Annotated in this window: 18 protein-coding genes and 1 pseudogene; 11 read left to right on the plus strand and 8 right to left on the minus strand. The window is 61.1% G+C overall.

Annotated elements, in window-relative coordinates:
* Positions 1–15 precede the first annotated feature (15 nt).
* Positions 16–1,539 (minus strand): GMC family oxidoreductase N-terminal domain-containing protein, encoded by a 1,524-nt coding sequence (locus E8M77_RS21800; RefSeq protein ID WP_137132720.1) that lies wholly within the window; start codon positions 1,537–1,539, stop codon positions 16–18.
* A gap of 88 nt (positions 1,540–1,627) precedes the next feature.
* The gene (locus E8M77_RS21805; protein ID WP_137132721.1) at positions 1,628–2,356 is read right to left on the minus strand and encodes an FCD domain-containing protein; all 729 of its coding nucleotides are present in this window, start codon (positions 2,354–2,356) and stop codon (positions 1,628–1,630) included.
* 281 nt (positions 2,357–2,637) lie between these two features.
* Here E8M77_RS21805 and E8M77_RS21810 point away from each other — a divergent pair, with 281 nt between their 5' ends.
* Positions 2,638–3,813, plus strand: coding sequence for an alanine--glyoxylate aminotransferase family protein (locus tag E8M77_RS21810; RefSeq protein ID WP_137132722.1), 1,176 nt, complete (start codon positions 2,638–2,640; stop codon positions 3,811–3,813).
* A gap of 46 nt (positions 3,814–3,859) precedes the next feature.
* Here E8M77_RS21810 and E8M77_RS21815 read toward each other — a convergent pair whose 3' ends face one another.
* The 4 genes from E8M77_RS21815 to E8M77_RS21830 all read right to left on the minus strand — a co-directional run bounded on the left by E8M77_RS21815 (position 3,860) and on the right by E8M77_RS21830 (position 8,568).
* On the minus strand, positions 3,860–4,792 hold the full coding sequence (locus tag E8M77_RS21815) for an ABC transporter permease (RefSeq protein ID WP_246659360.1): 933 nt from the start codon (positions 4,790–4,792) through the stop codon (positions 3,860–3,862).
* Between the two features lie 2 nt (positions 4,793–4,794).
* Complete coding sequence (locus tag E8M77_RS21820) at positions 4,795–5,904, minus strand: ABC transporter permease (RefSeq protein WP_137132724.1); 1,110 nt, start codon at positions 5,902–5,904, stop codon at positions 4,795–4,797.
* Positions 5,901–7,472 (minus strand): ABC transporter ATP-binding protein, encoded by a 1,572-nt coding sequence (locus E8M77_RS21825; RefSeq protein WP_137132725.1) that lies wholly within the window; start codon positions 7,470–7,472, stop codon positions 5,901–5,903. Before E8M77_RS21825 ends, E8M77_RS21820 begins: the two co-directional genes overlap by 4 nt.
* Before the next feature lie 70 nt (positions 7,473–7,542).
* The gene (locus E8M77_RS21830; protein ID WP_137132726.1) at positions 7,543–8,568 is read right to left on the minus strand and encodes a BMP family protein; all 1,026 of its coding nucleotides are present in this window, start codon (positions 8,566–8,568) and stop codon (positions 7,543–7,545) included.
* Between the two features lie 82 nt (positions 8,569–8,650).
* On the opposite strand from E8M77_RS21830, the gene E8M77_RS21835 reads away from it, so the two are divergent.
* The 10 genes and pseudogenes from E8M77_RS21835 (at position 8,651) to E8M77_RS21880 (ending at position 18,137) form a co-directional block, all read left to right on the plus strand.
* Complete coding sequence (locus tag E8M77_RS21835; protein WP_137132727.1) at positions 8,651–9,076, plus strand: hypothetical protein; 426 nt, start codon at positions 8,651–8,653, stop codon at positions 9,074–9,076.
* A gap of 544 nt (positions 9,077–9,620) precedes the next feature.
* Positions 9,621–11,111 (plus strand): 4-hydroxyphenylacetate 3-hydroxylase N-terminal domain-containing protein, encoded by a 1,491-nt coding sequence (locus tag E8M77_RS21840; RefSeq protein ID WP_137132728.1) that lies wholly within the window; start codon positions 9,621–9,623, stop codon positions 11,109–11,111.
* A gap of 92 nt (positions 11,112–11,203) precedes the next feature.
* Positions 11,204–11,602, plus strand: a complete 399-nt coding sequence (locus E8M77_RS21845; RefSeq protein WP_137132729.1) for a nuclear transport factor 2 family protein — start codon at positions 11,204–11,206, stop codon at positions 11,600–11,602.
* A gap of 5 nt (positions 11,603–11,607) precedes the next feature.
* Positions 11,608–13,041, plus strand: coding sequence for an amidase (locus E8M77_RS21850; RefSeq protein WP_205910511.1), 1,434 nt, complete (start codon positions 11,608–11,610; stop codon positions 13,039–13,041).
* 18 nt (positions 13,042–13,059) lie between these two features.
* Complete coding sequence (locus tag E8M77_RS21855) at positions 13,060–14,373, plus strand: amidase (protein WP_137132731.1); 1,314 nt, start codon at positions 13,060–13,062, stop codon at positions 14,371–14,373.
* Positions 14,370–15,455, plus strand: coding sequence for an AbrB family transcriptional regulator (locus tag E8M77_RS21860; protein ID WP_137132732.1), 1,086 nt, complete (start codon positions 14,370–14,372; stop codon positions 15,453–15,455). The genes E8M77_RS21855 and E8M77_RS21860 overlap by 4 nt, the downstream gene beginning before the upstream one ends.
* Positions 15,456–15,458: 3 nt before the next feature.
* On the plus strand, positions 15,459–15,983 hold the full coding sequence (locus E8M77_RS21865; protein WP_137132733.1) for a flavin reductase family protein: 525 nt from the start codon (positions 15,459–15,461) through the stop codon (positions 15,981–15,983).
* A 30-nt stretch (positions 15,984–16,013) separates the two neighbouring features.
* On the plus strand, positions 16,014–17,048 hold the full coding sequence (locus E8M77_RS21870) for a 2,5-dihydroxypyridine 5,6-dioxygenase (protein ID WP_137132734.1): 1,035 nt from the start codon (positions 16,014–16,016) through the stop codon (positions 17,046–17,048).
* 84 nt (positions 17,049–17,132) lie between these two features.
* A pseudogene (locus tag E8M77_RS21875) lies at positions 17,133–17,246 on the plus strand (IS5/IS1182 family transposase); the annotation flags it as partial.
* Positions 17,247–17,435: 189 nt separating this feature from the next.
* Positions 17,436–18,137: an IS6 family transposase gene (locus E8M77_RS21880; protein WP_137132735.1), complete on the plus strand. Its 702-nt coding sequence runs from the start codon at positions 17,436–17,438 to the stop codon at positions 18,135–18,137.
* Between the two features lie 155 nt (positions 18,138–18,292).
* Here E8M77_RS21880 and E8M77_RS21885 read toward each other — a convergent pair whose 3' ends face one another.
* Both E8M77_RS21885 and E8M77_RS21890 read right to left on the minus strand, forming a co-directional pair.
* Positions 18,293–19,546, minus strand: coding sequence for a hypothetical protein (locus E8M77_RS21885; RefSeq protein ID WP_137132736.1), 1,254 nt, complete (start codon positions 19,544–19,546; stop codon positions 18,293–18,295).
* A gap of 177 nt (positions 19,547–19,723) precedes the next feature.
* The gene (locus E8M77_RS21890; protein ID WP_137132737.1) at positions 19,724–25,585 is read right to left on the minus strand and encodes an RHS repeat-associated core domain-containing protein; all 5,862 of its coding nucleotides are present in this window, start codon (positions 25,583–25,585) and stop codon (positions 19,724–19,726) included.
* Between the last annotated feature and the right edge of the window lie 255 nt (positions 25,586–25,840).

A 25,840-nucleotide genomic window follows, 5' to 3' on the forward strand; every position in this document is an offset into this window, starting at 1 on the left:
ACTTTGTGCAGGTGGTCACATTGATGATGAAAACGTTTCCGCAATGGCAAGCACGGCGGCATGAACCGGTCCGGACGTGATGGCCGGGATCACCGAAGCATCGACAATGTAGAGATTGTCCAAACCGTTCACTCTCAGATCCGCATTCACAACGGCCTCCTGATCGGCCCCCATGCGGCAGGTGCCGACGGGGTGGTGGTGGGTGATGACCGCCTTGGCGATGAAGGCGTCTTTTTCAGTCTCCGTCATGGGCTTCGGTCCGGGAAAAACCTCTTCGGCACGCCAGTCGTCCAGCGCCTTGGCGTGACCGGCCATGCGGGCGTAATCAAGCGCCCGGCGAAACAGCCGCCGGTCGTTTTCGGTCTGCAAATAGGCCGGGTCGATGATCGGTTTGTCGGAAATATCGGGCCCGGAGATTTTCAAGGAGCCGCGGCTGGTGGGATGGGTGACGCCGAACAGCAGCGTATAGGCTTGGCCGACCTCGAGCGGCGGCAGGCATTCCGACGCCGACGGTCCGATCACGCAACCCAGCACGACATCGGGACGTCCGGCCTCAACCGACGGGTCTTCCGCATTCAAATACATCAGCGATTCGGAATGCTGCAGGCGGGAAACGGGGATCGGTTGCTTGGACCGATAGGCATTGCCGGATCCCAGCAGATGGTCATGCAGGTTGCGCCCGACCTGCGGTCGCGATAGTCGGCAGGCGACGCCTGCCGCCGCCAGCACTTCCGGATCTCCTATGCCGGACCGCATCAGTAGCAAAGGGTCGGCAACGGCGCCGGCGGCCAGGATGACGGTGTCGGCCGTGTAGATCGCGTCCTGATTGCCGGCCGTGGTCTCGACCCCTGAGATGCGATTGCCTTCGATCAGCAACCGGTGCACGGTTATGCCGCCCTCAACCGTCAGATTGCGCCGCGGCAGGATGGGAAAGAGGTAGGCATTGGCGGCGCTGACACGTTTGCCGTTGCGGATGGTCAGCGAATTGACTGCCACGCCATTCAGATTTTCGCCATTGTGGTCGCCGAGCACGGGCGCGCCGATTTCCGCGCCGGCGCGCATATAGGCACGCGCCAAGGGGCTGACCTCGTCGCCGGGAAGCCAGACGGGTAGGGGACCGTCCTTGCCACGGATAGGACTTGCCTCCCCCGTAAAGGCTTCAGTCGCGATGAAGCCCGCCAACATTCCGTCATAGGACCAGCGGGACGATTGGCTCGCCTCGGCCCAGACGGCAAAATCGTCGCGGTGGCCGCGTACATGCGCCATGGCGTGCAGGCAGCTGGAGCCCCCGAAGATCTTGCCGCGCGGCCAGGCGTGGACGCGTCCCGCCGTTCCGGCCTGCGGCGTGGTTTCAAACGCCCAGTCATACTGGCGCCCCTGGAGGAACGGCCATTTCAAGGGATCATCGATGTCAGGGTCCGTGGGCATGCCGCCCGCCTCCAGCACGCAGACGCGGCGATGGCCGTCGGCAGACAGGCGATTGGCGAGAACGCAGCCTGCGGAACCTGCGCCAATGATCAGAATATCGAAATGCGGCATCCGAAAAAACTCCATGGTTCAGGGATCGCGCGACTGCAATCGCGAGAGGTGATGGATGGAAGATGGGAGAAGCGGAGGCTTGCCGGCCCTAGAGGCCGTCCAGGCCTCCGACGCCGAGACGTGCGGCAATCTTGCGCTGGACCACAGATAGGTGATCCCACATGGATTTCTCCGCCCGGTCGGGATCGCGTGCGATAATGGCTTCGGCGATCTGCTGGTGTTCCGCATCGCGCTGGGCGATGCGTTCTGCGGTGGTTTCGTCGTCGCTTTCGGCAAAGCGCAGGCGGCTGTCGTTCTGCACCTGGTTCAACAGCAGATGCAGTTCACTGGCCAGGCTGTTGCGGGACCCCGCCGCGATGGCGCGGTGGAACATCTGGTCGGCCTGGCTAGGGCTCATTCCGGCCGGCGATTTGGCTGCTTGGACGATCCTGATGATTTCTGCGGGCGATGCTCGCAGCGCCGCAAGCCGGGCGAGCGCCGGCTCGAGCATCATGCGCATTTCCATCACTTCAAGCGGATTGGTCGAGAGCACAAGCCGACCGCTCTGGGCGGTCGTCTCATTGGCCGTCGTGCGCCGGCCGGCGCGTGCCGGCTCCAACTCGCCAAGATCGCGCAAGGTCTGCAGCCCCTTGCGCAATTGGTGACGCTTGATGTTCAGCCGTTCGGCAAGCTCGCGCTCGGGCGGCATGACGCCGTTCTCTTCCATGATGCGGCGCAACGAACCAACGACATCGCCGTGTTCCCCGTCACTGCGGATTGCCTGCGGCCCCATGCTCGGCAGCATGTCCGCCACCTGACGTTTCGCTTGCTTGTCCAAGTTCGTCCTCTCAGCGACAGGGCGCCGAACCTCCCCAGCGCCATTGTTCAATGTCTGCGGCCTCCTGACCTTCTGGCTTCCCCTATGGTTGGCCTTATGGTTGAGCCAGCACCGCCATTAAAGCCGCAAATTACCCTAGCGACTAAGCCAAAATCCGCTGCGACGCAATTGCTTTTTGCAGATTCGGCCATATGGTGACACCGAATAATCAACCAATAATTCATATTGGTGTAGTGATTGGTTGGATGAATGTACCCGTATATGCAAGGAGACACGGCAGCATGACCCGCCCCTTCAAGGAAACGATTTTCACCCTGACCACCGGTCCGGTCAACTGTTATCCGGCCGTGCTTCAGGCGCTGGGGCGCCCGGTGCTTTACGACTACGATCCCGGTTTTCTCAAAACCTATGCGCGTGTGGCCGAGAAGCTTATGGCAGCCATGCAGACCGCCAAGCCGCCGGTCATTTTGCAGGGCGAACCGGTGCTGGGGCTTGAAGCCGCTGCCGCATCGGTCGTCTCGCCTGATGACGTCGTGCTCAATCTCGCCTCGGGCGTCTACGGCGACGGCTATCGCTACTGGTTGGAGCCGCGCTGCCGGGACTACCTGGAGATCCGCACGCCGTTCAACGAGGCTATCAATCCCGCTGACGTCGCAGCCATGCTGGAGCAGCGTCCGGACATCACCGTGGTCGCGGTCTGTCACCACGATACGCCGTCCGGCACGATCAATCCGGTCGCCGAGATCGGCGCGCTGGTCGCCGCAACGAAAGCGGTTTTGATCGTCGATGCGGTGTCGTCGTTTGGCGGCATGGAGATCCTGCCGAATGCGGCAAAGGCCGACATATTCGTGACGGGACCCAACAAATGCCTTGGCTGCCCTCCGGGATTGTCGTTTGTCGCCATCAGCGAAAAAGGTTGGGCCAAGATCAAGGCCAATCCGCGTGCGCCGAAGGGCTCCATCCTCAGCATTCTCGATTGGGAACATGCCTGGCGCCCGGACCAACCGTTCCCGTTCACGCCCTCGGTCGCGGAGATCAACGGGTTGGAGGCGGCCCTTGATCTCTACCTGGCGGAAGGTCCACAGGCGGTCTGGGAGCGGCATGCCCGAACGGCTGCCGCCTGCCGGGCCGGCATCAGGGCCATGGGCCTCATGCTCTGGGCGGCCAGCGAGGATATTGCCTCGCCAACGGCCACTGCCGTGGCGCTGCCGGCCGGCATCGATGAGACGCAATTGCGCCGAATCATGCACGATGATTACGGCGTGATGATTTCGTCCGGACGGGGCGAAACGCTGAACAAGCTGGTTCGGATAGGCCACATGGGGCCGACGGCCCAGCCGATCTATGCCCTGACCGCCGTTGCCGCGCTGGGAGCGGCGCTCAACAAGCTGACCGCCGGCTGCTGCGACATCGGCGCGGGTGCGGCTGCGGTCATGGCGACCATCGATGCCGCCTGAAGCGAGGCGGGCAGGCGAGCGGCGGTCCCGCCTGCCGCCCAGTTGATCAGCGGGCGCCGCGCACATAGGCGGCTCCGAGCGCGCTGGGAAGATTGGCTTTGCGCCCGAGAAAAACCAAAACCAGCATGACGGCGGCAAAGGGCAGCATCTGGATGACGTCGGTCGGAATATCGACACCCGCCACCTGCAGCGCCGTTGTCAGCGACAGGCAGGCGCCGAACAGGATGGCGCCGCCGAGGACCCAGATCGGCTGGCCACGCGCCAGCATAGCCAGCACGATGCCGATAAAACCCTGGCCGCTGGTCATGAAGGGCACGAAAATGCCGGCCCCGACGATCGCCATGAAGGCGCCGCCGAGCCCGACTAGGCCGCCGGTGAGAAGGACTGCGCCTGAGCGGATCAGCATGACATTGACGCCGGCCGAATCGAGCGCTGCGGGCTTGTCGCCGGCGGCCTGCAGTGCGATGCCCCAGTATGTGCGGCGATAGAGATAGGCAAAGACGCCCACCAGGGCGAGCGAGAGATAGACGATCGGCTCGCGGGAAAAGAAAGCGGTTCCCAGAACCGGGATCTGCGACAGGCCGGGAATGGAAAAGACCATGGGGGCCGACAGCCGGGGATAGCTCTGGCTGAACTGCACATGGTGCAGCAGCGCGGTTGCCCCCTCGGCACCCAGTGTCAGGGCAATACCGATGACGATCTGGTTGAGGCCCAAGCGCACGCAGAGCAAAGCCATCAGCGCCGCGACGATCATGCCGCCGCCTATGCCGCCGAGAAAGCCGAGCAGGGCGGAGTCTGTCTTCCAGGCGATGAGGAATCCGAAATAGGCGCCGGACAGCATCATGCCTTCGATGCCGATATTCAGAACGCCGGCTTTTTCGGACAATTGCTCGCCAAGTCCTGCAAGCAGGAGGGGAATGCCGGCGGCAATGGCACCGACCAGCAGGGCCGTCATGAAGGCTTCGGTGAACAGCGACATGATCAGATCCCCTTGCGATCGCGGCGACGTTTATCCAGCATTTCAGTAATGCCGAGCAGGATGAGCAACACGGCCATGGTGACCAGCGTGAAGTAGTTGGGCACGCCCATGCGCCGGGCCGCGCTCTCGCTGCCGATGGACAGCATGGAGAAGAAGAAGACATAGGCGATGGTGGCAAAGCCATTGAACCGCGCGAGAAAGACCAGAGGAACGATGGTCAGCGAATAGGCCGGGTTCCAGTCGGCGCGCACATTGCCGTATTGGCCGAGGATTGCGGTGGCGCCCGACAGGCCCGACAGCCCGGCGGACATGGCGAAGACCGCAACCGTCAGCGCCGAGACGGGCAGTCCGGCATGGATCGCGGCGCGCGCATTGGCGCCGACGATCCGCAGCTTCAGCCCGAAGGAGGTGCGGGCCATGATGAAGTGGACAATCAGGATGGCGGCCAGTCCGATCAGCACGCCACTCGACACGGTCGTGTCGAACAGCCGCGGCAAACGATCTTCAACGGCAAGGGTGCGGGTTTGCGGCACGGTTGTTGCCGGATCGAGAAACAGCAGCTTCACCAGGACATTGGCAAACGATATGCCGAGAAAGGTCATCATCATTGTGGTGATGATTTCATTGACGCCCTGATAGGCGCGCAGCAGTGCCGGAACGATCGACCAGATCGCGCCAATGGTTGCGCCAATCGCCAGGCTTATGATCAGCATTGCCCAGACCGGCATGATCTGCACCAGCAGCGGCGCGGATGCTGCAACGAATACGGCGCCGAGCAGGAATTGCGCATCGCCCCCCAGATTCCAGATACCGGCGCGAAAGGCGACGATCAGGCTGGCGGCGATCAGCAGCATGGGCCCCATGCCGGTCAGTGTCGCCTGCAGCCCGGTCGGGGAGAGCAGGCCGCGCTTGACGATATAGCCATAGTAGGCCAGCGGATCGACGCCCATCAGAACGAGGATGAGACTGGCGATCAAAAGGGCCGCTATCAGCGGGCCCACCGACAGGAGCAGGGTCAGCAGGCGTTCCTTTGTCGCTTCGCCGCGGTCTTCGGCCCGCTTTGTCGTTGGAATCTCGCCGCTCTTGGCGGTGCTGGAGACACTTGCAGTCATTTGGCTACACCACTCATCATTTCTCCGATCCGCTGGCGCGCGGATTGGTCATTGTCAACGATGCCGACGATCCGTCCCTGCGACATCACGGCAATGCGGTTGGACAGTTCGATCAGTTCATCCAGTTCGGTTGAAAACACCAGGACCGCCTTGCCGCTGTCGGCGGCCTCGCGGATGCGCCGGCGCGAGGCCGCGATGTTCTGCAGATCCAGCCCATAGGTCGGCTTGGCGAAGATGACGGCGCGCGCTGAACCTGTCAGTTCGCGCGCCAGCAGCAGCTTCTGGATATTGCCGCCCGACAGCTTGCCGGCCGGGGTCTCGATGCTGGGCGTGCGGATGTCGAACTCGACCACCTGTCTGCGGGCGTTGGCGGCGATCAGGGCGGGGCTTTCGAGGCCGGAGCGCCAGAAAGGCGCATCGCCGATCTGTTTCAGCAGCAGATTGATGGAAACGGGAAAGGCGCCGACCGTGCCTTCGCCCAGCCGGTCGTCGGTCACGTAGCGCAGCCCGCGCTTGCGACGGTCGCCAACGGACATATCTTCAATCGGCAGGCCGTCGAGATAGATGCGGCCGTTGCGGACCGGTCTCTGGCCGGCAAGTGCTTCGGCGAGCTGTTTCTGGCCATTGCCGTCAATGCCCGCGACGCCGACAATCTCGCCGGCACGGATCTTCAGCTCCACGCCGGACACCGGCACGGCCGAATCGTCCACTTCGAGTGCCAAGATTTCGAGAACGGCCCCCCCCAGATCGGCGTTTTGTTGCGGCATGGCTTCAGCCGGCGCGGAGGGGGCGGCATCCTCGCTATGGCCAAACATCAGCCGGACGATTTCCTGGGTCACCCGTTCGGGGCCGAGCGATTTCAGCTGGTCTGGCGCGATGGCGCCGACTTTCTTGCCGAGCCGCAGAACGGAGATACGGTCGCCATAGGCCACCGCCTCGTTCAGTTTGTGGGTGATAAAGATCACGGCCAGGCCTTGCGACACCAGTCGGCGCATCAGAAGGCCGAGCTTTTCCGCGTCCTTTGGAGTCAGCATAGCGGTGGCTTCGTCGAGAATAAGAAAACGGCTGCCGCGCATCAGCGCCCGCACGATTTCCGCCTGCTGCTGTTCGCCGAGCGACAGGCTGCTGGTGACGGCCATTGGTGTCACATCGACGCCGATCGAACGGGCGGTTTCGCTCATACGGGCGGCAATGGCGGGCCGGTCGGGGTTCTGCCACCAACGGCCGCCAAGATTGACATTGTCGACCAGGGTCAGGCTGGGCACCAGCATGGAATGCTGAAACACCGTGCCGATGCCGACCGACAAGGCATGGTGCGGAGATTGAATGGCCTTGCGTGCGCCATCGATGTGAATTTCGCCGTCATCAGGCTGTTGCAGCCCCGAAAGCATGCTGACCAGCGTCGACTTGCCGGCGCCATTCTCGCCCAGAAGCACATGGACTTCGCCGGGGAAGAAATCGATAGACACGGTGTCGTTGGCGACGATGCCGGGAAAGCGTTTGGTGACGCCTTTCAGCGACACGATCGGCTGGCTCGGCATTAGAGCCGCTGCTTGGGTGGATGTCATCGAACTACCGCCGTTGATCTGCACATCGTGGGATCCGGAGGCGCGGGAGAGGCGCCCCCGGACCGTTCATTCACTTGAGTTCGCTGACCAGGGCATGGACGGAGTCGGCGTCGAATTTCGGGGTCACCTTGATGTCGCCCTTGACGATCTGGTCGCGGATCGCCATCACCGATGTCCAGATATCGTCAGGGATCTGCGGTGTTTTCAGCAGCGAGACGGAATCGTTCTTGAGGGCGATGTCGTAGTTGCGCGAACCAAACTTGTCGGCCTTAATGTCTTCGATCATCGCCGTATAGATCGGCGTGAGGTTCCACAGAACAGAGCTCAGCAGATAGCCCTTGTCGATCGTGGACTTGTCGCCGATCACGTCGATGAACAGCACTTTTCCCCCGTCGACGGCCTTGGTGGTTTCCACTGCCTGCAGCATGCCGAAGGACGAGCCATTGCCCTGGCCAAAGATGATGTCGGCGCCGGATGCGATCAGCGATTCCGTGACGCGCTTGCCGCCGGCAGCATCGGAATAGGCAGCTGGTCCGATGACCGCATAACGGATGACCGTCGACGCCTTTTCAGCCTTGACGCCTTCGGCAAAGGCTGCGGACTGGGAGTTCCACGACGGAGGCTCGCCCGACACAACAATGCCGACAGCGCCGGACCGTGACATCTTGGCGGCAAGGCGACCTGCCAGATAAGCGCCTTCATGGCCGCTGGCCGTATAGTCCGCGACAGCGCCATTCTTGAGCGATGCCGGGCTGTCGACGATTGCCACCTTGACGCCCAGTTCAGCGCCAATTTCGGGTGCTGCCGTGTTGTATCCGCTGGCATGGGCAATCAGCAGCGTGTTGCCGTCCTCGGCCAGTTCGCGCAGCGTCGGGCGCACATCGCCATAACCGAGGTTTTCAGCCGTGATCACTTCGACGCCCGTGGCCTTGCCGGCCGCCTTTGCGCCATCGACGCCCTGCTGGTTCCATCCAAAGTCGGTTCCCTGCTCCGGCGTCAGAATGGCGATAGACTTGATGTCCTGGCTAAGTGCACTTGTTGCCAAGAGCGCAAGCATAACGGAAGGCAGTATTGCGGTATATGCTTTTCTAAACATCTATGTTCCCTTTTTTATTTAGTTTATTTACATGAAAATATCTCGATGCTAGGCCTTGTCCAAATTATAGAAGGAGCCTTCCATGAGATATATTCCATTCACTGTCGCGGTCGTCGTTTCCTTGCAGGCGCAGTTGGCTCTCGCCACGCCACTGGAGCGCGGCGCCAACGGTCTGTCGGAAATCAGCATCACGATGAAGAACGCCAGTGAAACACCGATCGCTTGTGGCGCAACGCTGGCCCATTGGTATTCCCAGCCGATCGGCACAGTGCAGCCCGGCGCCGATCTGCGGGCCATCCTGTGGCAGAACCAGTCGACCGGAGCGGTCTATCTGCTCAATCAGCTTGAAGATCGCATGCCGGTCGAGCGACTTTGGTGCGGCGTCGCCGGAAAGTCCTGGCAAACGCGAAGCGAAATCACCTTTGAGCGGCGGGCCGGCGTCAGGGTCGAGGCGATCATGATGACCTGCATCTCCAAACCGCACGAACTTCTCTGCCGTCAGGACTGATGCACCTGCGGCGTGCCGCTTGCTGCTCAATTCATACGGGAGAGGTGTCATCGAAAACTCCGCTGTCTTGACGTCACGATCAATCGGTCTGCGGAAAGGACGTCAACCAGCAGCCGTTTTTGGTCGGATATCCTGTCTGACGGAGGACTATAATCAGGCTTTGAAAGCGGTCAACAAATATTCAACCAATATTTTTTGGTTGAATTAATTCCGGTCGAAAATGGAAAAATATCCGGATAAAAAACAGGCAGAGAAGTTTGGCGTTCTGTGCCTGAATGGCGATGATATTGCACATATCGGTCGTATAATGACGAATTATGCGCATTACATTGGCGATATTTACTGAAACGCCCAATTAACAGGCAGATCAAAAAAAGTTCCAACCAATAATTCTGGTTGATTTTAAATGGTTGGCAGCGTTACCTTGATTGCGTCGGCCCCCGATGGGCCGCCGAGCTACACTGACGCACATGATGGGTTGTCGATCGTCTGACGAACACAATCTGAAACATGCCGTCCGACTTGAGGGGTTTAGGAGAAACCAATGGTCAGCACACTGTCAGCCACCAAAACGAAACTCGTCACCCGCCTGAAGACAGGCGAAGAATTCAAGGCATCGCTTGATGATGGGCGGCAGCTCTGGGTCGGCGGCAAGCGCGTTGAAAAAGTCACCGACGAGCCGGCACTCAAAGCGGGCATCGATCTTCTCGCATCGATGTTCGATGACCAGTTCACGGACGAATATGCGGATGCCACCACCTATGTCGAGCCGACGACCAATGAGATCGTCAGCCGTTCTTGGCAGGTGCCGCGGACCAAGGACGATCTTGAGGATCGCCGCAAGATGATCGAATATACCAGCCTGAAGACGGGCGGCACGTTCGGGCGTCCGCCGGATCTGGCGCCGGCTATCGCCGTTGGTCTGGCCGCCTATCTGCCGACCTTCAAGGCGAAGAAATCGCTGATCGACGGCTGCAGCCCGGATTTTGCCGAAAACATCGAACGCTATATCGCGTTCGGCCGCGAAAACAACCTGACGGCGTCGGAAAGCCTGGCTGGTCCGCAGACCGACCGTTCCGATCCGAAGGCTGCCGAAGGTTCTCTGTTGCGGGTCAAGTCGGTCGAAAAAGGCGGCATCCGCATCTCCGGCGCCAAGACCGTCGGCTCCATCGCCGCGCAGGCCAATGAGATATTCTTCACCAATCTCGGCGGCATCCAGTCGACGCCGGCGGATGCCTGCATCTGGGGTTCGGTGCCGATCAACACGCCGGGCATCAAGATGATATCGCGCGAAATGGTCTCGCAGCCCGGTTCGGATCCCTTCGATCATCCGATCGGCCATCGCGGCGAAGAAGCGGACCAGTTCATCGTTTTCGACAATGTGTTCGTGCCCACCGACCGCATCTTTAATCTGGGCGATCCCTCGGCCATGCAATGGTATGGCCCGGTCTGCGTCTTTGCCCATTGGCACGTGCTGACGCGTCTTGCGGTCAAGGCGGAGTTGTTCGTCGGTGCCGGCCAGATGGTGATCGAGGTGCTCGGCACAGACAAGATCCCGGCCGTGCAGATGATGCTCGGCGAATTGATCGAATATGCCCAGACGCTGCGCGCCTTCATCTATGCCGCCGAAGCCAAGGCCAAGCCGACGGAAGCCGATGTCATGGCGCCGGATGTCGGCATGCTGACGGCGGGACGGCTTTACTCAATCCAGAACTATCCGCGTATCATCCACATCCTGCAGGAAATGTGCGGGCAGGGACTGGTGATGCGGTTCGGCAAGGCGGCCTACGAGAACCCGGAGATCGGTCATCATCTCAAGGATCTGCTGCCGGGTCATGGCGTGTCGGCCATGCAGAAGGAGTTGTTGATGAACTTCATCTGGGACATGACCGCGAGCGCCCTTGCCGGCCGCGTTGCCCTGTTTGAAAACGTCAATGCCAGCCCGGCGCCGCGTCTGCGCGCCCGCCTGTTCGATGAAGTTAAGCGCGACGGCTATGTGGCGCAGGTCAAGAAACTGGCCGGCATGGACTGGTAATCACTCACAGCACGGACAAGGCGCGGCTTGGCGCCTTGTCCCATCCTTTATCGCATTGGCAGCCGCAGGCCGGCTCGACCGAAAGATGCGCCATGTTGTCTCACGATCAGCTTATCGACCAGTTCTATGATTGCTACAACCGCCACGATGCTGCGGCCGCCACAGCGCTCTATTCTGACGACGGACGGCATGTCGAAGTGGCAATGGGCAAGACCCGGATGGGCCGCGACGCGCTTCAGGCCGGCCTGCAGGGTTTTTTCCAGATGATGCCCGATGTTGCCTGGCGCGAGCGCGAGCGGATCCGTTCAGGCGATAGCATTGCCGTGATCTACACCATGGCGGGCCATGTGGCGTCGAGGCCGACAGCGGAGAATGCTGCGGCCAAGCCTGTGGACCTGCCGGGGCTGCATCTTTTCAAGATCTCCGATGGACAGCTCGTTGAAACACAGGATCTTTGGGACAAGGCCGACTTTCTGGCCCAGATTGCGTGATGCCCATGACATTCGAAGAGTACCAGCGCTACGACGCCCTGGGCCTGGCTGAGCTGGTACAAACCAAAGCGGTCACGCCGCTCGAGCTGCTGGAAACGGCGGTGGCATGCATTGAGGCGCTCGATCCTGTTCTCAACACGGTCGTGCACCGTCATATCGACCTTGCCGCAGAGGCCATCGCCGCTGGCCTGCCGGATGGCCCGTTTTCTGGCGTACCGTTCTTGATCAAGAATACCGGTTTCGAAGTCAAGGATATGATCCTGTCGACCGGTTCGAGCCTGTTCGTCGACGCTGTCTCAAACCGCGATGGCACGCTGGCCGGGCGCTACAAAGCCGCCGGCCTCGTCATTCTCGGCAAGTCCAATACGCCGGAATTCGCTTTGAGTTTTGCGACCGAGCCGGCCGCCTTCGGCGTCACCCGAAATCCCTGGAACACCGACCATGGTCCCGGCGGCTCCTCTGGTGGATCTGCCGCGGCGGTCGCGGCCGGTATCATGCCGATGGCCAATGCGTCGGATGGAGCCGGCTCGACGCGGCTGCCAGCCTCCCATTGCGGTCTGTTCGGGTTCAAGCCGAGCCGCATGCGCAATCCGCTCGGACCGGTTGCCGTGGAGGGCATTGCCGGCATGTCGACACCGCATGCGCTGTCCTGGACTGTTCGAGACAATGCGGCTTTGCTGGATATCTCGTCCGGTCAAGATATCGGCGATGCATATGCGGCGCCGGCGACCGGCGGAACCTTTCTCGAAGCGGTGAGCCGTGACCCCAGGCCTTTGCACATCGGCCTGACGCTGGCGTCGCCGCTCGGAACGCCGGTCCATCCCGATATAGTCAACAGCACCGAAGAGGCGGCGCGGATGTTGGAGTCACTCGGTCATCATGTCGAACTGGTCGACGATGCCGGATATGATGCGCATGCCTTGAAGGCGGCTTGGCGGGTGATCGCCGGCGTCAATGTGGCGCCGGCTGTTCTCGCCCGAGGCCGGCAGCTCGGTCTGGCCGATCCGGTCTCGGAACTGGAGCCGGTCAATGCGCAATGGGTGCGCGAAGGATTACAGCGCAGCGGCGTCGAATATCTGTCGGCGGTCAATCAATTGCATCAGACGGCGCGGGCGCTCGGGCGGTTTTTCAAGCGCTACGACGTTCTGTTGTCGCCGGTGACCGGCGAGCTTGCGCCGCTGATCGGCGAGATGGCCAGCAGCGGCGATCTGGACGGCTTTTACGACCGGTTCTGGTCGCATGGGCCGTTTACATGCGCCTTCAATGCGTCGGGCTGCCCGGCGATGAGCGTGCCCTTCGGTCAATCGCAATCCGGCCTGCCAATCGGCGTGCATCTCGGGGCTGCCTTTGGTGGCGAAGAGCTGCTGTTTTCACTGGCCGGCCAGATCGAGCGCGCCCGGCCGTGGTTTCATCGCCGTCCAGGCCATTTGCCGGCCTAGCACTGGCAAGGAGAAAAAATGAGCAGGTTGTCATCCAAAGAGATTCTGGCGCTTGGCGCAAGCGACGTGGTGAGTGCGGTTCATGCCGGCAGACTATCGGTCACCGCGATCGCCGTAGCCTATCTAGCGCAGATCGAGGCCCATGAGGCCGATGTCCTGGCCTGGAAATATCTCGATGCGGAGCAGGTGCTGGCTGACGCGCATGCCTTGGACAAGGCGGGACCGAGAGGTCCGCTGGCCGGTGTCACGATTGGCGTCAAGGATGTCATCGACACCGCTGACATGCCGACCGGCTATGGCTCGGCGGCCTATGAAGGCTTTCGGCCAGCCTGCGATGCGCCCTGCGTGGCGCTGAGCCGGGCCGATAGCGCCCTGGTTCTCGGCAAGACCGTGTCGACGGAATTCGCTATGGCCAGCCCCGGCAAGACGCGCAATCCCTATAACCCGACCCATACGCCGGGCGGCTCGTCGAGCGGTTCCTGTGCCGCCGTGTCGGCCGGCATGGCGTTGATGGCGTTTGGCACCCAGACCGCAGGCTCGATCATTCGTCCGGCCGCCTATTGCGGGGTAGTTGGCTACAAGCCGAGCTTCGGTCTGCTGGATGCCGCCGAAATCAAGGTTCTGTCCCATCAATTGGACACGCTGGGTATCATTACCCGGAACGTCACGGATGCCGCCTGGTGTGCGGCAGCTCTTTCGGGCCGCTCGCGGCTTGTCATCGACGATATTCCACCCAGCCCGACGATCGGTCTTCTGGTTCCCTCGCGCATGGATCAGGCAGGGCCGGAGGCCATGCTGGCCCTGGACCAGGCAGCCAGCCGGATTTCGGCGGTAGGCGGCGTGGTGGTGACACTTGGCCTGCCGGACTGGTTCGACAGCCTGCACGAGTTGCATGCGTCGATCATGGGCTGGGAGGTCACCCGCGCACTTGCCCATGAACGTCTCAAGCTCTGGGACCACTTGACGCCTGTCACCTGCGAATTTCTGACCGAAAAAGCCAAGGTCAGCGTGTCGGACTATGAGGCCGCCTGCGAGGCGATCGTCGAATGCCGCAAGGCCTTCGCGGTCCTCATGGATGGGGTCGATGTCCTGATGACCTTGCCGGCCCCGGGGACAGCGCCGCAAGGCCTTACCGCCACCGGCGCGCCGGTGTTCAACAGTCCCTGGACAGTTCTGCATGCACCCTGCGTTACCGTTCCTGCGATGATATCGGCCAATGGCCTGCCGGTGGGCGTCCAGCTTGTCGGCCGTATCGGCGATGATGCGCGGCTCCTGCATGTCGGCGCATTCGTCGAGCGCGCCATTGCCTTTGCAGGTGGTCCGTTCGCATGAGCATTGCAGATATCGAGCGGCAAGGCTGGCGAGGCCAAGGCGGCAAGGCCCTGTCCTGGGCCGGGCTCATCCTGTTGGCAGCTCTGCTGGCCTTTGTCCTGACCCTGGTTGGTTTTCCCGCCGCCGCACTGCTCGGATCGATGATTGCCGGCATCGTCTTCGGCGTGGGCGGAACACAGCTGCGCATGCCGCGTATCGTCTACATCCTGGCGCAAGGATTCGCCGGTGTTTTCATTGCCCGCAGCCTGACACCGTCCATCCTTGTGGACGTTTCGGCAAACTGGCTCCTGTTGATCCTGTTCACCGCCTTGACACTGGCATCGGCATTTTTTGTTGGTTGGTCGATCAATCGCTGGGGCGGGGTGGCGCAGATGCCAGCCATCCTCGGCAGCCTGCCGGGAATGTCCGGCGCCATGGTCATTATTGCCCAGGAACGCGGCATCGATGGTCGTGTGGTGGCCCTGATGCAGTATACAAGGCTGGCCAGCGTGATCTTCGCCGTCTCGATGATCACCCATTTCCTGCCCAATGCGCCCTTTCTCGAGCTTGCAGGAAATCCGATCGATGCTCCGTCCTGGATCTCCATTGGCTTGTCGGCGCTCCTGGCGCTGATTGCGCCCTTTGCCGCCAGGATGCGCTGGATCCCCGCCGCTGCCATGCTTGTGCCGCTTGTTGTCGGCGCTTGTCTCGAAGCATCCGGTATCTTTCACATCGAGCTGCTTGAGGCCTCCGTGTCGCTGACCTTCGCCATTATCGGGCTGGAAGTCGGGCTGAAGTTCACCCGCGATTCTCTGTCGCATGTGGTGCGGATCGTGCCCGTCGTGATGGTGTCGTGCCTGCTGCTGATTGCGCTCAGTGCGATTCTTGCCACGGCGCTCCGGCTGTTTCTGCCGATCGACATGCTGACGGCCTTCCTGGCCACGGCACCCGGAAGCATCGAAACGGTGGCCATCGTGGCAATCACCGGCCATGCCGATGTCGCCGTCGTTCTGGCCTTTCAGACCGTGCGCATGCTCGTCGTTGTTCTTTGCGGCCCCTTCATCATGAAGCAGATCGCCCGTATCCCGATTTGGAAGGATTGATTCATGCAAGAGACCACGACCTCCTCTGCGGCTTCGACCATGCTGGATCCTCCGATCGACGCCTTCAAAGGCGCCATGCGGCGCTTTGCCAGCGGCGTTGGCGTGATTACGGCCGGCCAGGGCGAAGACCGCCGTGGGCTGACGGCAACCGCCATTTCCAGCGTCACCATGGATCCGCCGACCATTCTGGTCTGTGTCAACAAAAACGGCGAGGCGCATCAGGCGATCGAGAAGGATGGCGCCTTCTGCGTCAATATTCTGGCCAGCGAAGGCGAGGGGGCAGCGCTCGATTTTGCCGGACAGACGGGTAGGGCGGGGGCAGACCGTTTTGCTGCTTTCTCCTGGAGTCAGTTGACAACGGGTTCCCCGGCGCTCGACGGCGCGCTCGCCAATATCGATTGCGAGATCACCGAGCGTGTCGAGACAGCCTCACATACCGTCTTTTTCGGCCGAGTTCTGGATGTCCGCCTCTCAGATGGCGCGCCGCTCGTTCACTTTGACCGAAAATTCGTCAAGCTTGAAAATTAAACGCCCAACCATTTCGAGGAGTCTTAACCCATGGCCATCAGCGACGCGGATTTCGTCATCGCCTGGAAAAACGTGCTGGAAATGTGCAATGTCAAGGCTGGCGAGCAGGTGACGATCCTGACCAGCGATGATTCCAATCCGCAGATCGTGTCGACCTGCCGCATTGCAGCGACCCAGCTTGGTGGCATCATCACGCTGTTAAACCTGCCGCCGATCAATGGCGAGAGGGCGCTCAGCCGCGACAAATCCGGTTATGTCGGCAAGACGCCGCTGGCCTTCAACACGACGGCACTGGCCGCCCTCAAGGCCAGCGACATGATTATCGACACGATGCAATTGCTGTTTTCGCCGGAGCAGGCAGAAATCCTGGAAACGGGAAGCCGGATGCTGCTGGCCGTCGAGCCGCCGGAAGTCATGCTGCGCATGATGCCGACGCCGGAGGGCAAGGCGCGGGTGCTGGCGGCTGAAAAAATCCTGGAAAAAGCAAAGGTCATGACGGTAACATCCAAGGCTGGCACCGATTTCCGTTGCGCGGTTGGGCAATATCCGGTCCTGACGCAATATGGTCTTGCCGACAGGCCCGGCCGCTGGGACCACTGGCCGAGCTGCTTCGTGGCGACCTGGCCGGACGAGCAGACATCGGAAGGCGTGATCGTCATCGACGAGGGCGATATCCTGCTGCCGTTCAAGATGTATGCCCGTGAACGGGTGACGCTGACGGTGGAAAAAGGCTTCGTCACCCGGATCGATGGCGGGTTCACGGCCGAATACATGAAGAGCTTTATGGACAGCTTTGATGATCCCGACGCCTTTGCCATGGCACATGTCGGCTGGGGCCTGGAGCCGCGGGCCCATTGGACCACGCTTGGCCTTTACAATCCGGAAGCAGGGCTTGGCATGGACGCACGGTCCTTTGCCGGCAATTTCCTGTTTTCGACGGGGCCGAACACGGAAGCGGGCGGCACGCGCGATACCCCGTGCCATCTCGACATTCCGCTGAGAGCCTGCTCGTTGTCGCTGGACGGTGTGCCGATGACAACTGATGGAAAGGTTGTACGGCTCTAATATTAGGGGGCGTTGGTGCGGAGACCAAATATCAACGTTTTGCAACTGTGTGGCTGCGATCGACAGTAGTAAGATTGATCCAGCATGCCGCATAAACATAACGCCACCCGCCGACATCACATTGGTAAAAAGCAGTTCCAGGTGACGAACTGGGTGGAATATGAGGCGGGCCTTCGCCGCCGCGGCAGTTTGTCTCTGGCGCATATGTGGAACGGCCCGGCTATCAAGGCATTTGTTGCATGAATCTCCATTGGACGGTGCAGTCAGAGGTGGCTCAGATTTTTTGAACAGTTTCGGGCGTTTTGCTGAGTGGATTTCCGCCTCGATTATGCCGCCAGGCACCGTCAACTTAACTGAATTTGGAATTTGATGTGCGAATGACGGGCCATGACAGACCGTGATCCACTCTATCGCCGACACCGCTTTCCCGCTGACGTCATTGCTCACGCCGTGTGGCTCTATTTCCGGTTCCCTCTGAGCCTGCGAATGGTCGAGGACTTGCTAGCTGCCCGCGGGATCATTGTCTCGCATCAGACCGTCCGGCTGTGGGCGGAGAAATTCGGCCGCACCTTTGCCAACGAGATCCGTCGTCGATCATCCGGTCGACTTGGGGACAAGTGTCATCTCGATGAAGCCGTCGTTTCAATCCGTGGCAAGAAGCATTGGCTGTGGCGCGCTGTGGATCAGGATGGTTTCGTGTTGGACGTTCTCGTGCAAAGTCGCCGAAATGCCAAGGCCGCCAAGCGCCTGATGCGCAAGCTCTTGAAGGGCCAGGGACGATCGCCGCGGGTGATGATCACAGACAAGCTGCGATCCTACGGCACAGCAAAGCGAGAGATCATGCCGGGTGTCGAGCATCGCTCCCACAAGGGGTTGAACAATCGGGCGGAGAATTCTCACCAGCCAGTCCGGCGGCGAGAGCGGATCATGAAGCGCCTCAAATCGCGGCGACATCTACAACGCTTCGTCTCCATCCACGATCCGATCGCCAACCTGTTTCATATTCCGCGCCACGACATAACCTCCGGCCATCATCGCGAACTGCGCGCGGAGGCGATGAGCCTGTGGGCGAATAGTGCCCGAGCATGAGAAATATCTGCGGACAGCGTCTTTCGGCTGGCCCTGCATCCATTAAGTTTACGATGCTGCACACCAAATTCCACATTCCGTTAAGTTGACGGTGCCCTTCTTCGTGTTAAGTTGACGATGACACCGCTTGGCCTTCGGCGACTTGGCTCAGGCCGTCAGTTCAGAGGCGCGAGCTTCGTCGCAACCGCGAGGTCGATGGGCACCGTCTGCGTTTGGAAGCTGGTGTCCACGCGCACGCCGCTGTTCCCAACGGGGGTCCAAAAGAAGAAGCCCAATTTGAAAGTGAAATTGACCACACTTGGATTGGTGAATGTAAAATAGCTGATCACGACAAAAGCATCCGTGTCGGATTCGATGTTTCCGTCGTTAGGTCGTGCTGGGAATCGACCCGCCGCCGATGGTTCGTCGCCGACAAAATCATCGGCCATGTTGAACTGGACGTCGCTATAGGTCGTGGAATCGCCGGCCATGACAAAGAAATTATCGATGCCGGGCGTCGTCACAGTGTTGCGGTACTCGGTGAACGACGGGGTGAGGATGAACGTCTCCTGCCTGGAGTTGCCCGGCAGCGTGCCGATGACGGGAATCTGCACATCGTCGAAGCTGGTGCAGATATATTCCCCTAACGGCCCCCAATTCGGCGGCGGCCCTGGCGAGTTGTAGCCCGAGGGCTGCGTTGAATAGACATTTTGCGGCGCGTCGCTTGGCATTACCCTAAGGCCGAATCCAAACCTAGTGGCGTCGGTCGGGGCAAGTCCGATGACCCCGCTCATGCGACTGAGGATAATGACGTGATAGGCTTGGTCGCCTCCATCGCCGTTGGCGCGGAAGAAGTGGCCGACGGCGTTGAACGTGACCTGGGAATTATCGAACGGCCCGACCCCCACGGCCTGCCACCCGGATATCATGGTCCGGCGGCTGGCGAAGAGCGCGCCATATTGCGAATCGACCGGCCAGAGGTTGTTGATCGCCTCTGGAGGGTTGACCGGCACTGGGCTGCTGGTGAATACTCGGCTTGCGAGCATGGCGACCGCATCGACCGGCTCCATGGTCTCCTCATACGGAGGAACGATCGTGAATGTGTAGCGCTCGGACCTACCCGGCGATGGCCCGCGCACAAAGAGGCTTCGGATCGATCCACTCAATGGACGCCCGGTTATCTGGGCCAGCAAGGCCTGGTCTTCGCTGTGCATGCCGAAGAGTCCGAGCGGCTTTCCCTGGTCGAGCGCCCGGCGCCAGTCGTCCGGGTTGCGGGGCAGCGACGCGTCGGTGCAATCGACGATTACCGCGTTGCAGTCCTCCAGCCAACCGTCCGCCCCAATCGCCGTGACGGGGCCGAGCTCGCGGGCCACCCGGTCGACGAAGGCGCCGCGCCGGCCCGACAGCGCAATACGGTATTTAGGGCGCATGCTTGATCTCCTTCCCAGAATCGAGGCTATCCTAACAGGTTGAGTTGCAGCAATCCATGCACGTCGCAACGCAAGATGCGCGGACCCCTGTATTTTGGATCCAGATTGCTAACTTCGGTCTCTCCGTCACCCCACAATCGCTGCAGCAACGGGCTATTGCCCGCGACGCGGAGGTCCCTATTCAAAGAACTCATATTTTTCACCGAGATATGGATCGCCAGGCCCGTCAAAGATCGCGTCAAATTCGACATCTAGAAAATGCTCAAAAATTTTGTCTCGGAGTTCTTTCGGAAGGCCTCTAAAACTGGGTTCAATGATCTTCGTCTCCCCGTTGTCCCCGTCAAAGTCGAAATGCTCCGACTCTTGGAGCTGCGGCGCAGAGTTGGTTCCATCGAGCGGAATTTGAGGAATTTCCGAGCGCGTTTCGGATTCAGACTCGGATCTAGACACCAAATCAGACGCGGATTCGGATGCCGATCCAGATGAAGATCCAGATTCGGACTCGGATTCGAAAAACTCTTGGGCGTCTCCCGCATCTTCGATGGCCACCGCCGCGCCAGCCGGTTCCGCGCTGGCACCCATGGAGATGCCTGCCACCGCGCCCATGCCCTCAGCTACCGCCCAGGCTCCGAGGCTGAAGTCCTGTCCCCGGGCCGCCCCCTGGACGTCGTAGGCGAGCCCTCCGACGCCGGCGCCGATTAGTGCGCGCCCCGCGGTCTCGGCGCCCAACGCAGCGAGCGCGGCCCCCCCAACGATTTCCAGCACGCTCGCGATGGACGACAATATCCATTCCCAGACCGCATGGCCGCTCGGATCGGCCAGATTGATCGGATCGTTGAGTGCGTAGGCGTATCGGTTCAGGGCGTTGGTGGTCGTCAACCCGCCCCCTAGTTGGGTGTCGGCGGTTATGAAGCGCCCAATGTCGGGATCGAGATATCGGGCGTTGAAATAGGCGAGGCCGGTTTCCGGATCGAATGGCTGGCCGCCAAATCCAGGGATGTAGGGGCTGAGCATGGGGTTGGGGTTGAGCAGCCGTCCGAAGGGCTCATATCGGGGCTCGGCGATCGCGGCGCCATTGTCCCCGGTCACGAGGATTGTGCTGGCGACGTGGTCGTGCTCCAGGAAATAGGCGCGCTGCGGGCCGTCGCTTGGGGTCTCGATGACGGCTGCGACGCCATAGGGATCGCGCAGCAGTTTCACGCGCGTGACCGCGGATCCGTTTGAATCGATGATGTCGTCGGGCGTTAGGTATATCGCCCGGCGGCCGTCGCTGCCGGACTTCACGAGACGGCGGCCATTGTGATCGTAGATCAATTCCACCGGTCCGGAGGCGATCAGCCGATTCATCTGGTCGTATTTGAACGTTTGCGCCGGCGCCTGGCTGGTCGAGCTCCGGTTGCCCAGCTTGTCGTAGCTGAGGCTGTAAGGCTCGCCGGTCGCTGGCGTGACGATGAGGGTCGAGCCGTCGTAGGCGATTGTACGGCTGCCGGTTGCGAGCACGTTTCCTCCTGCGTCGAACCGGACCTGAGCGACGGAGCCTTCGGAGTCGGTCCACGCCTGCAACTGCCCGGCTTCGTCATAGTCGAACGCGTCGCGCACGCGTCCTGTCGCGGTGTCCTTCACACTGCGGATACGGCCAAACGTGTCATGAGCGAACGACCGCGAGAGAAGCACCGCCCCATCTGGGCCCGGCCCAACGACCCGATGACTTTGGACCAGGCCGCGCCCCGTATAGAGCCACTGTCGCTGGGCGCCATTGCCGGCGAGGCTCGTCCCCGGCAGTCCAAAAGCATTATAGGCGTCGTAGGTCGCGATCGGCTTTTCCTGCCCATCCGCCTGCCGGAAGGTCATCTTCCGGATCTGCGCAAGACCGTCGTAGCTGTAGTGCGTGCTTTCCTTGTCGTGGAAGACCAACGCCGCGATGAGTCCCGCGGGAGTGTAGGAGCGCTGCTGCTCAAGCGTCTCGCCAAGGATTGTCAACTGTAACAGTGCCGGGCGGCCGGAGGGATCGTATTGCAGACGCCAACTATAAAGCGGTTCGCTGCTATCCTGGCGAAACGCGGTGACGCTTGTAAGCCGACCCAGTCGATTGCCTGGCCCCAGCCCGTCGTAGGTCAGAGCATAGGTCACGTCGCCCGGGAGCGAGATATTGACCGGCCGTTTGAGGAGGTCCTGCTCCACCTCGAACCCGCCGCCATTGACGTAGGTCACGCTCACGCGCCGCTTGGCGTAGTGGAACGCGAGATTGGCCTGTCCCATCTCCGGAGCGTAAACCGACGATTTGGTGCCAAGCGAAGTATAATTCACCGTCTGAGCCAAGCCTGTGGGCGGCGTTACGGACGTGATCCTGCCAAGCGGGTCAAACTGGAAATAGGTTGAGCGCCCCAGCTCGTCGCGGCGTTCGACCACGCGCGTCCGCCCATTGTAGAACTGCGCGCGCTCAAATGTCGTGACAGCGTCGGGCGAATCCTGGCCGCGAACGATGGTCCGATCGATGCCGCTGTACCATATGTTGGTGACCGCATTTTCGCCTTCGCCGATCGGCCTTACCTGCTCGACCAGACGTCCGAGGGGGTCGAACGCCTTTGTGGCCCACAGTACGGGCTGACCAACCTGATAGGGCAGCGTTTGTCCCACCACCCTGCCGTTGCTATCGAACCTCCGATCCATGGTCCGTGGCGCGGCGGGCGGATTTCCCTGCCCTTCGTAGGTGGTTGAGTAGAGACGGCCGAGCCCGTCGAAACGGCGGCTCCGAACCTTGCTCAGCGTGCCATCCCAGCTTTGGATCTGAGTTGATGTTTCCAAATAGCCGCCGGCCGGATCGTTTTGCCGGTTGATCGTCGTGAACGTCACGGGTCCGCTTGGCCCGGGAATGAAGGTTTGGGCGATCCGGCCAAGGCCATCGAGTGTTCGCGATCGCACATTGCCGTTCGCGTCGATGTGCGTGGTGCTGACTCCAAAGCGCCGATCGTAGGCATAGGTGTCTACGAGATCGACGCTGCCCGACGCCTTGCGCGTGCGGGTGCGGGGATAGGCGTAGGCCGTGTCCGGCTCGAACGCACAGGTCGTCAGCGCACCATTGCTGGCGGCGACGGACGTCCGGTTGCCGAAGGGATCGTAGCCGTAGGCGAAGGTCGGGCTGTCACCCGGATCGCTAGAGTTCCAGTGGCTCGTGGACGTAAGTTGCTTCGTGACCGGATCGTAGGTGAGTTCTTTTCTTCGCAGCACCTCGAGGCCCGCCGCGTCACTGGACACGACGAGGCTGCGCAACAGCCCGAGACACCAGTTGTCCTTATCGTTGTCGAAGGTGCGGGTCGCAAAGAGGTCGGCTGCGCCCCCGGGCGGGCCGCTGACATAGCTCGTCGTCAGTTGGTTGCCGAAATCGTCATAGCCATGAGTTTCGCTGTACGAGGCAGCGTCGGTGGAGAAATCGGCATTGATGGTCGTTGTCCGTCGATGCAGCTGTGCGATAAAGACCTTGTCCGTCGCCCCTGATGTGACCGCATACTCATAGTTTCGCAACCGGAGCGGCGAAGGCGATCCAGTCCGGCCAACGAATTCCGTGGCGGTCATTCCAGTGAGGGGGAAGCCTTGATGATAGGTCGCCTGATGCGTCGACGACGTATCAAGATCGCTTACCGCTGAGCTTGCAAACCCGAGCCAGCCCCTGCCCTCAAGGGAGACAAGCCCGTCCGCATAATGGTGCTGCTTGGCGTAGCAATGTCCCCGGCCGTCGGCGGTCGTCACGCTCCAGACGAGATTCCCCGGGATATCGATGACATGCCTGACAGCGCTAGCTGCGGTGGCGCCAGCGGCCGAGCCGAACTGCACTGGCGCGACGCCCGCAGCCGAGCCGCGTCCCGCGAGCTTGGCGTCTGTCGATGGGGCCTGGGTGTCGCTATAGACCCGCGGATCGGTCGTCGGGAGATAAGCGATCGAGATGGTTCCGCCGGCGCCATTGCTGATCGTCTCGACCAGGCCGAGCCTGGGCGCGGACGATCGGAAAACATGGAACTGGAGCGCCGGCCCCGCGGAGGCGTCAGCGGCCGCAATCAACAGATCGCTCTTTCCTATCCCGCAGATGTCCGGCGTCGCGATCGCGAAGGGTTGGATGTTGAGGCCGGTGGGAATTGGCGCTTGAACGACGAAGGAGCCACCGCTTGCCAGATAGGGCGTCACGACGGTGTTGCCCGCCCCGTCCAACGCATACAGGAGAAGGTCCGTGCGGCCGTCGCCCGTGAGGTCGACCGGCGAGATCGCCGGCGCATTCTGGCCGAGATCGAGGATGGGTTGCGGTTCGACGGGCTCGACGATCCGCGTTCCATCGCTGACCAGCACCTTGAGCGATAGGCGCATCGTGGCGTCCTGCCAGACGAAGGCGGCGTCGGTCAGGCCGCCACCCGTCGAGGTGATCGGGAACAGATAGTTTCCGTCACCGACTCCGCAGTCCAGTTGAAGTGGACTCTGCGCGGAGAAACTTTCTCCATCGAAGCTCAGTACGTAGATGTCATTCGTGTCGAGACCACTGGTGCCGCAGACGATCTCCTGCCTGGGTGATCCGGAAATATTCGCTGCAAAGATCATCGACGAGTAATTGCTCTCCATTGGAATGCTGAGGGACTGTACGGTTCCAAGCGGAGAATAGGTCGCGCCATCTGATGTGAGGATGTAGTACGACATCATCTGATTAGCGTTGGAAAATGGGATGAACAGATCGCTCTTTCCGTCTCCGGTCAGATCAATCGGTACCACCTGCGGAACAAGCCCCTGGGGCAGGCTATCGAATTGAAGAGGAGTCGGATCCGACACCGTGAATTCGCTATTCTCCCAAACCAAGGTCGAACAGGCGAGCTGGTTCGCTTGCATATAGAAGACAACAAGATCCGAGCGGCCGCTCCCGCTGATATCGACCGGGACAGGCCCAAACTGTCCCCCCGCCATCGAGCAGGGCGTGGTGTTGATCACCGGCGCGGCGTAGCTGCCGTCGGCCTGCGCCAGGAAAACGGCGTATGCGAGCAGCGCCGAGTCGCCGGATGTCCAGAAGAGCATCAAGTCGGTGCGACCATCGCCTGTAAGATCTCCCGTCAGAGACGTGTAAGTCTCAGGGATCGCCCCTGCGGGCGCGGCCTGGAGCCTGATCGGTGGCGCTAACCACGATGAAGGCTCAAGGGGCCGGGTCAGCGTCAGCGGCGGCAGGGACAAACCCTCGCCGTCGGATTCCGTGATGGTTTCGAGTTCGCTGCGGCGGGTCAGCGTCGAATCTCTGTATCCGAGCGAATAGGTTCGGACCAGGTCGGGGCCGACATAGGTGGCGACCGACTTGAGGCGCTGCGTCTGGCTGTAGGAGTAGCCGCCACGGTATCCGCGGATCGGGTCGGGGCGGTCCTCATAGCTGAATTCCACGCGCCGGTTGGGGATCAAGGCGAGTGGCGCAGTATCGTTGCCGGTGTAATCAATCGAATCTGGTCGGTGAGCGCCGTTGGCCTCGTCGAGCTCATAGGACACGGTGTAGTAGTTGCCGTTTAGGTCCGTAACGCGATTGAGCGCCCAGACCCGAACCGTTTCGCCGCCCAGGATTGGAACGCGTGCGGAAGGTTCCGAGCCGAACAGCATCTTTCGGCCGCTGCGGCTTGTGACCTCGAACCATTGTGGCCCACCGCCGCGGTCGCCATAGGAGACAACCCTGGCCCACGACTCACGCTCGGTGCGATACTCCGTGCCGGATGCGCCATAAACCCCGCTGACCGCAACTAGGCGCTCTCCGGCCAGATTGAATCGATCGTTCGCAGAGTAATCGACACCGGTCCATTGTCCGTCCTGCGCCATCGTCTGCCCCATTCGTTCGATGGTCAGCAGGCCACTTAATGTGAAGCCAACGCCCAGGAGGCCGTTGCGTTGGTTGCCCACATAGGAGAACGCAATGGACGGCTTCATCTTGGCCGTCCCAGGCGGCGTCTTGATGGGAACGTGGTAGGCGCTCTGACCACTCTTGGTCGTTGAGAATTTGCCCGGCATGAACCCTGCGTAATGCGCCGTCATTCGCAAATATCCCCTTCGCTTGTCGCCTTGATTTTGTAGGGTTGGTTGGGACGCACAGCCGGGACGAAGTCGATGATATCGAAGTGCGCTTACCGCCCGGTATCTCTTTCAATGATCGTGTCACTCACGCCGTTTCACCGCCGTGGGTTCTACTATACCTATAGTTGAGTCACAGACAAGCGATCGTCGTGCTGTGAGACGCAAAGCATTGTGTCACTTGGGTCGATTTTGAGGTGTGAGACAGCAACCAATGAA

Source organism: Rhizobium sp. FY34 (assembly GCF_005222845.1).
Classification (GTDB): Bacteria; Pseudomonadota; Alphaproteobacteria; order Rhizobiales; family Rhizobiaceae; genus Neorhizobium.

Coding starts and splice junctions, on each gene's coding strand:
- E8M77_RS21800 (WP_137132720.1), bottom strand. CDS start 1,539: ATGCCGCATTTCGATATTCTGATCATTGGCGCAGGTTCCGCAGGCTGC.
- E8M77_RS21810 (WP_137132722.1), top strand. CDS start 2,638: ATGACCCGCCCCTTCAAGGAAACGATTTTCACCCTGACCACCGGTCCG.
- E8M77_RS21815 (WP_246659360.1), bottom strand. CDS start 4,792: ATGTCGCTGTTCACCGAAGCCTTCATGACGGCCCTGCTGGTCGGTGCC.
- E8M77_RS21820 (WP_137132724.1), bottom strand. CDS start 5,904: ATGACTGCAAGTGTCTCCAGCACCGCCAAGAGCGGCGAGATTCCAACG.
- E8M77_RS21825 (WP_137132725.1), bottom strand. CDS start 7,472: ATGACATCCACCCAAGCAGCGGCTCTAATGCCGAGCCAGCCGATCGTG.
- E8M77_RS21830 (WP_137132726.1), bottom strand. CDS start 8,568: ATGTTTAGAAAAGCATATACCGCAATACTGCCTTCCGTTATGCTTGCG.
- E8M77_RS21835 (WP_137132727.1), top strand. CDS start 8,651: ATGAGATATATTCCATTCACTGTCGCGGTCGTCGTTTCCTTGCAGGCG.
- E8M77_RS21840 (WP_137132728.1), top strand. CDS start 9,621: ATGGTCAGCACACTGTCAGCCACCAAAACGAAACTCGTCACCCGCCTG.
- E8M77_RS21845 (WP_137132729.1), top strand. CDS start 11,204: ATGTTGTCTCACGATCAGCTTATCGACCAGTTCTATGATTGCTACAAC.
- E8M77_RS21850 (WP_205910511.1), top strand. CDS start 11,608: ATGACATTCGAAGAGTACCAGCGCTACGACGCCCTGGGCCTGGCTGAG.
- E8M77_RS21855 (WP_137132731.1), top strand. CDS start 13,060: ATGAGCAGGTTGTCATCCAAAGAGATTCTGGCGCTTGGCGCAAGCGAC.
- E8M77_RS21860 (WP_137132732.1), top strand. CDS start 14,370: ATGAGCATTGCAGATATCGAGCGGCAAGGCTGGCGAGGCCAAGGCGGC.
- E8M77_RS21865 (WP_137132733.1), top strand. CDS start 15,459: ATGCAAGAGACCACGACCTCCTCTGCGGCTTCGACCATGCTGGATCCT.
- E8M77_RS21870 (WP_137132734.1), top strand. CDS start 16,014: ATGGCCATCAGCGACGCGGATTTCGTCATCGCCTGGAAAAACGTGCTG.
- E8M77_RS21880 (WP_137132735.1), top strand. CDS start 17,436: ATGACAGACCGTGATCCACTCTATCGCCGACACCGCTTTCCCGCTGAC.
- E8M77_RS21885 (WP_137132736.1), bottom strand. CDS start 19,546: ATGCGCCCTAAATACCGTATTGCGCTGTCGGGCCGGCGCGGCGCCTTC.
- E8M77_RS21890 (WP_137132737.1), bottom strand. CDS start 25,585: ATGACGGCGCATTACGCAGGGTTCATGCCGGGCAAATTCTCAACGACC.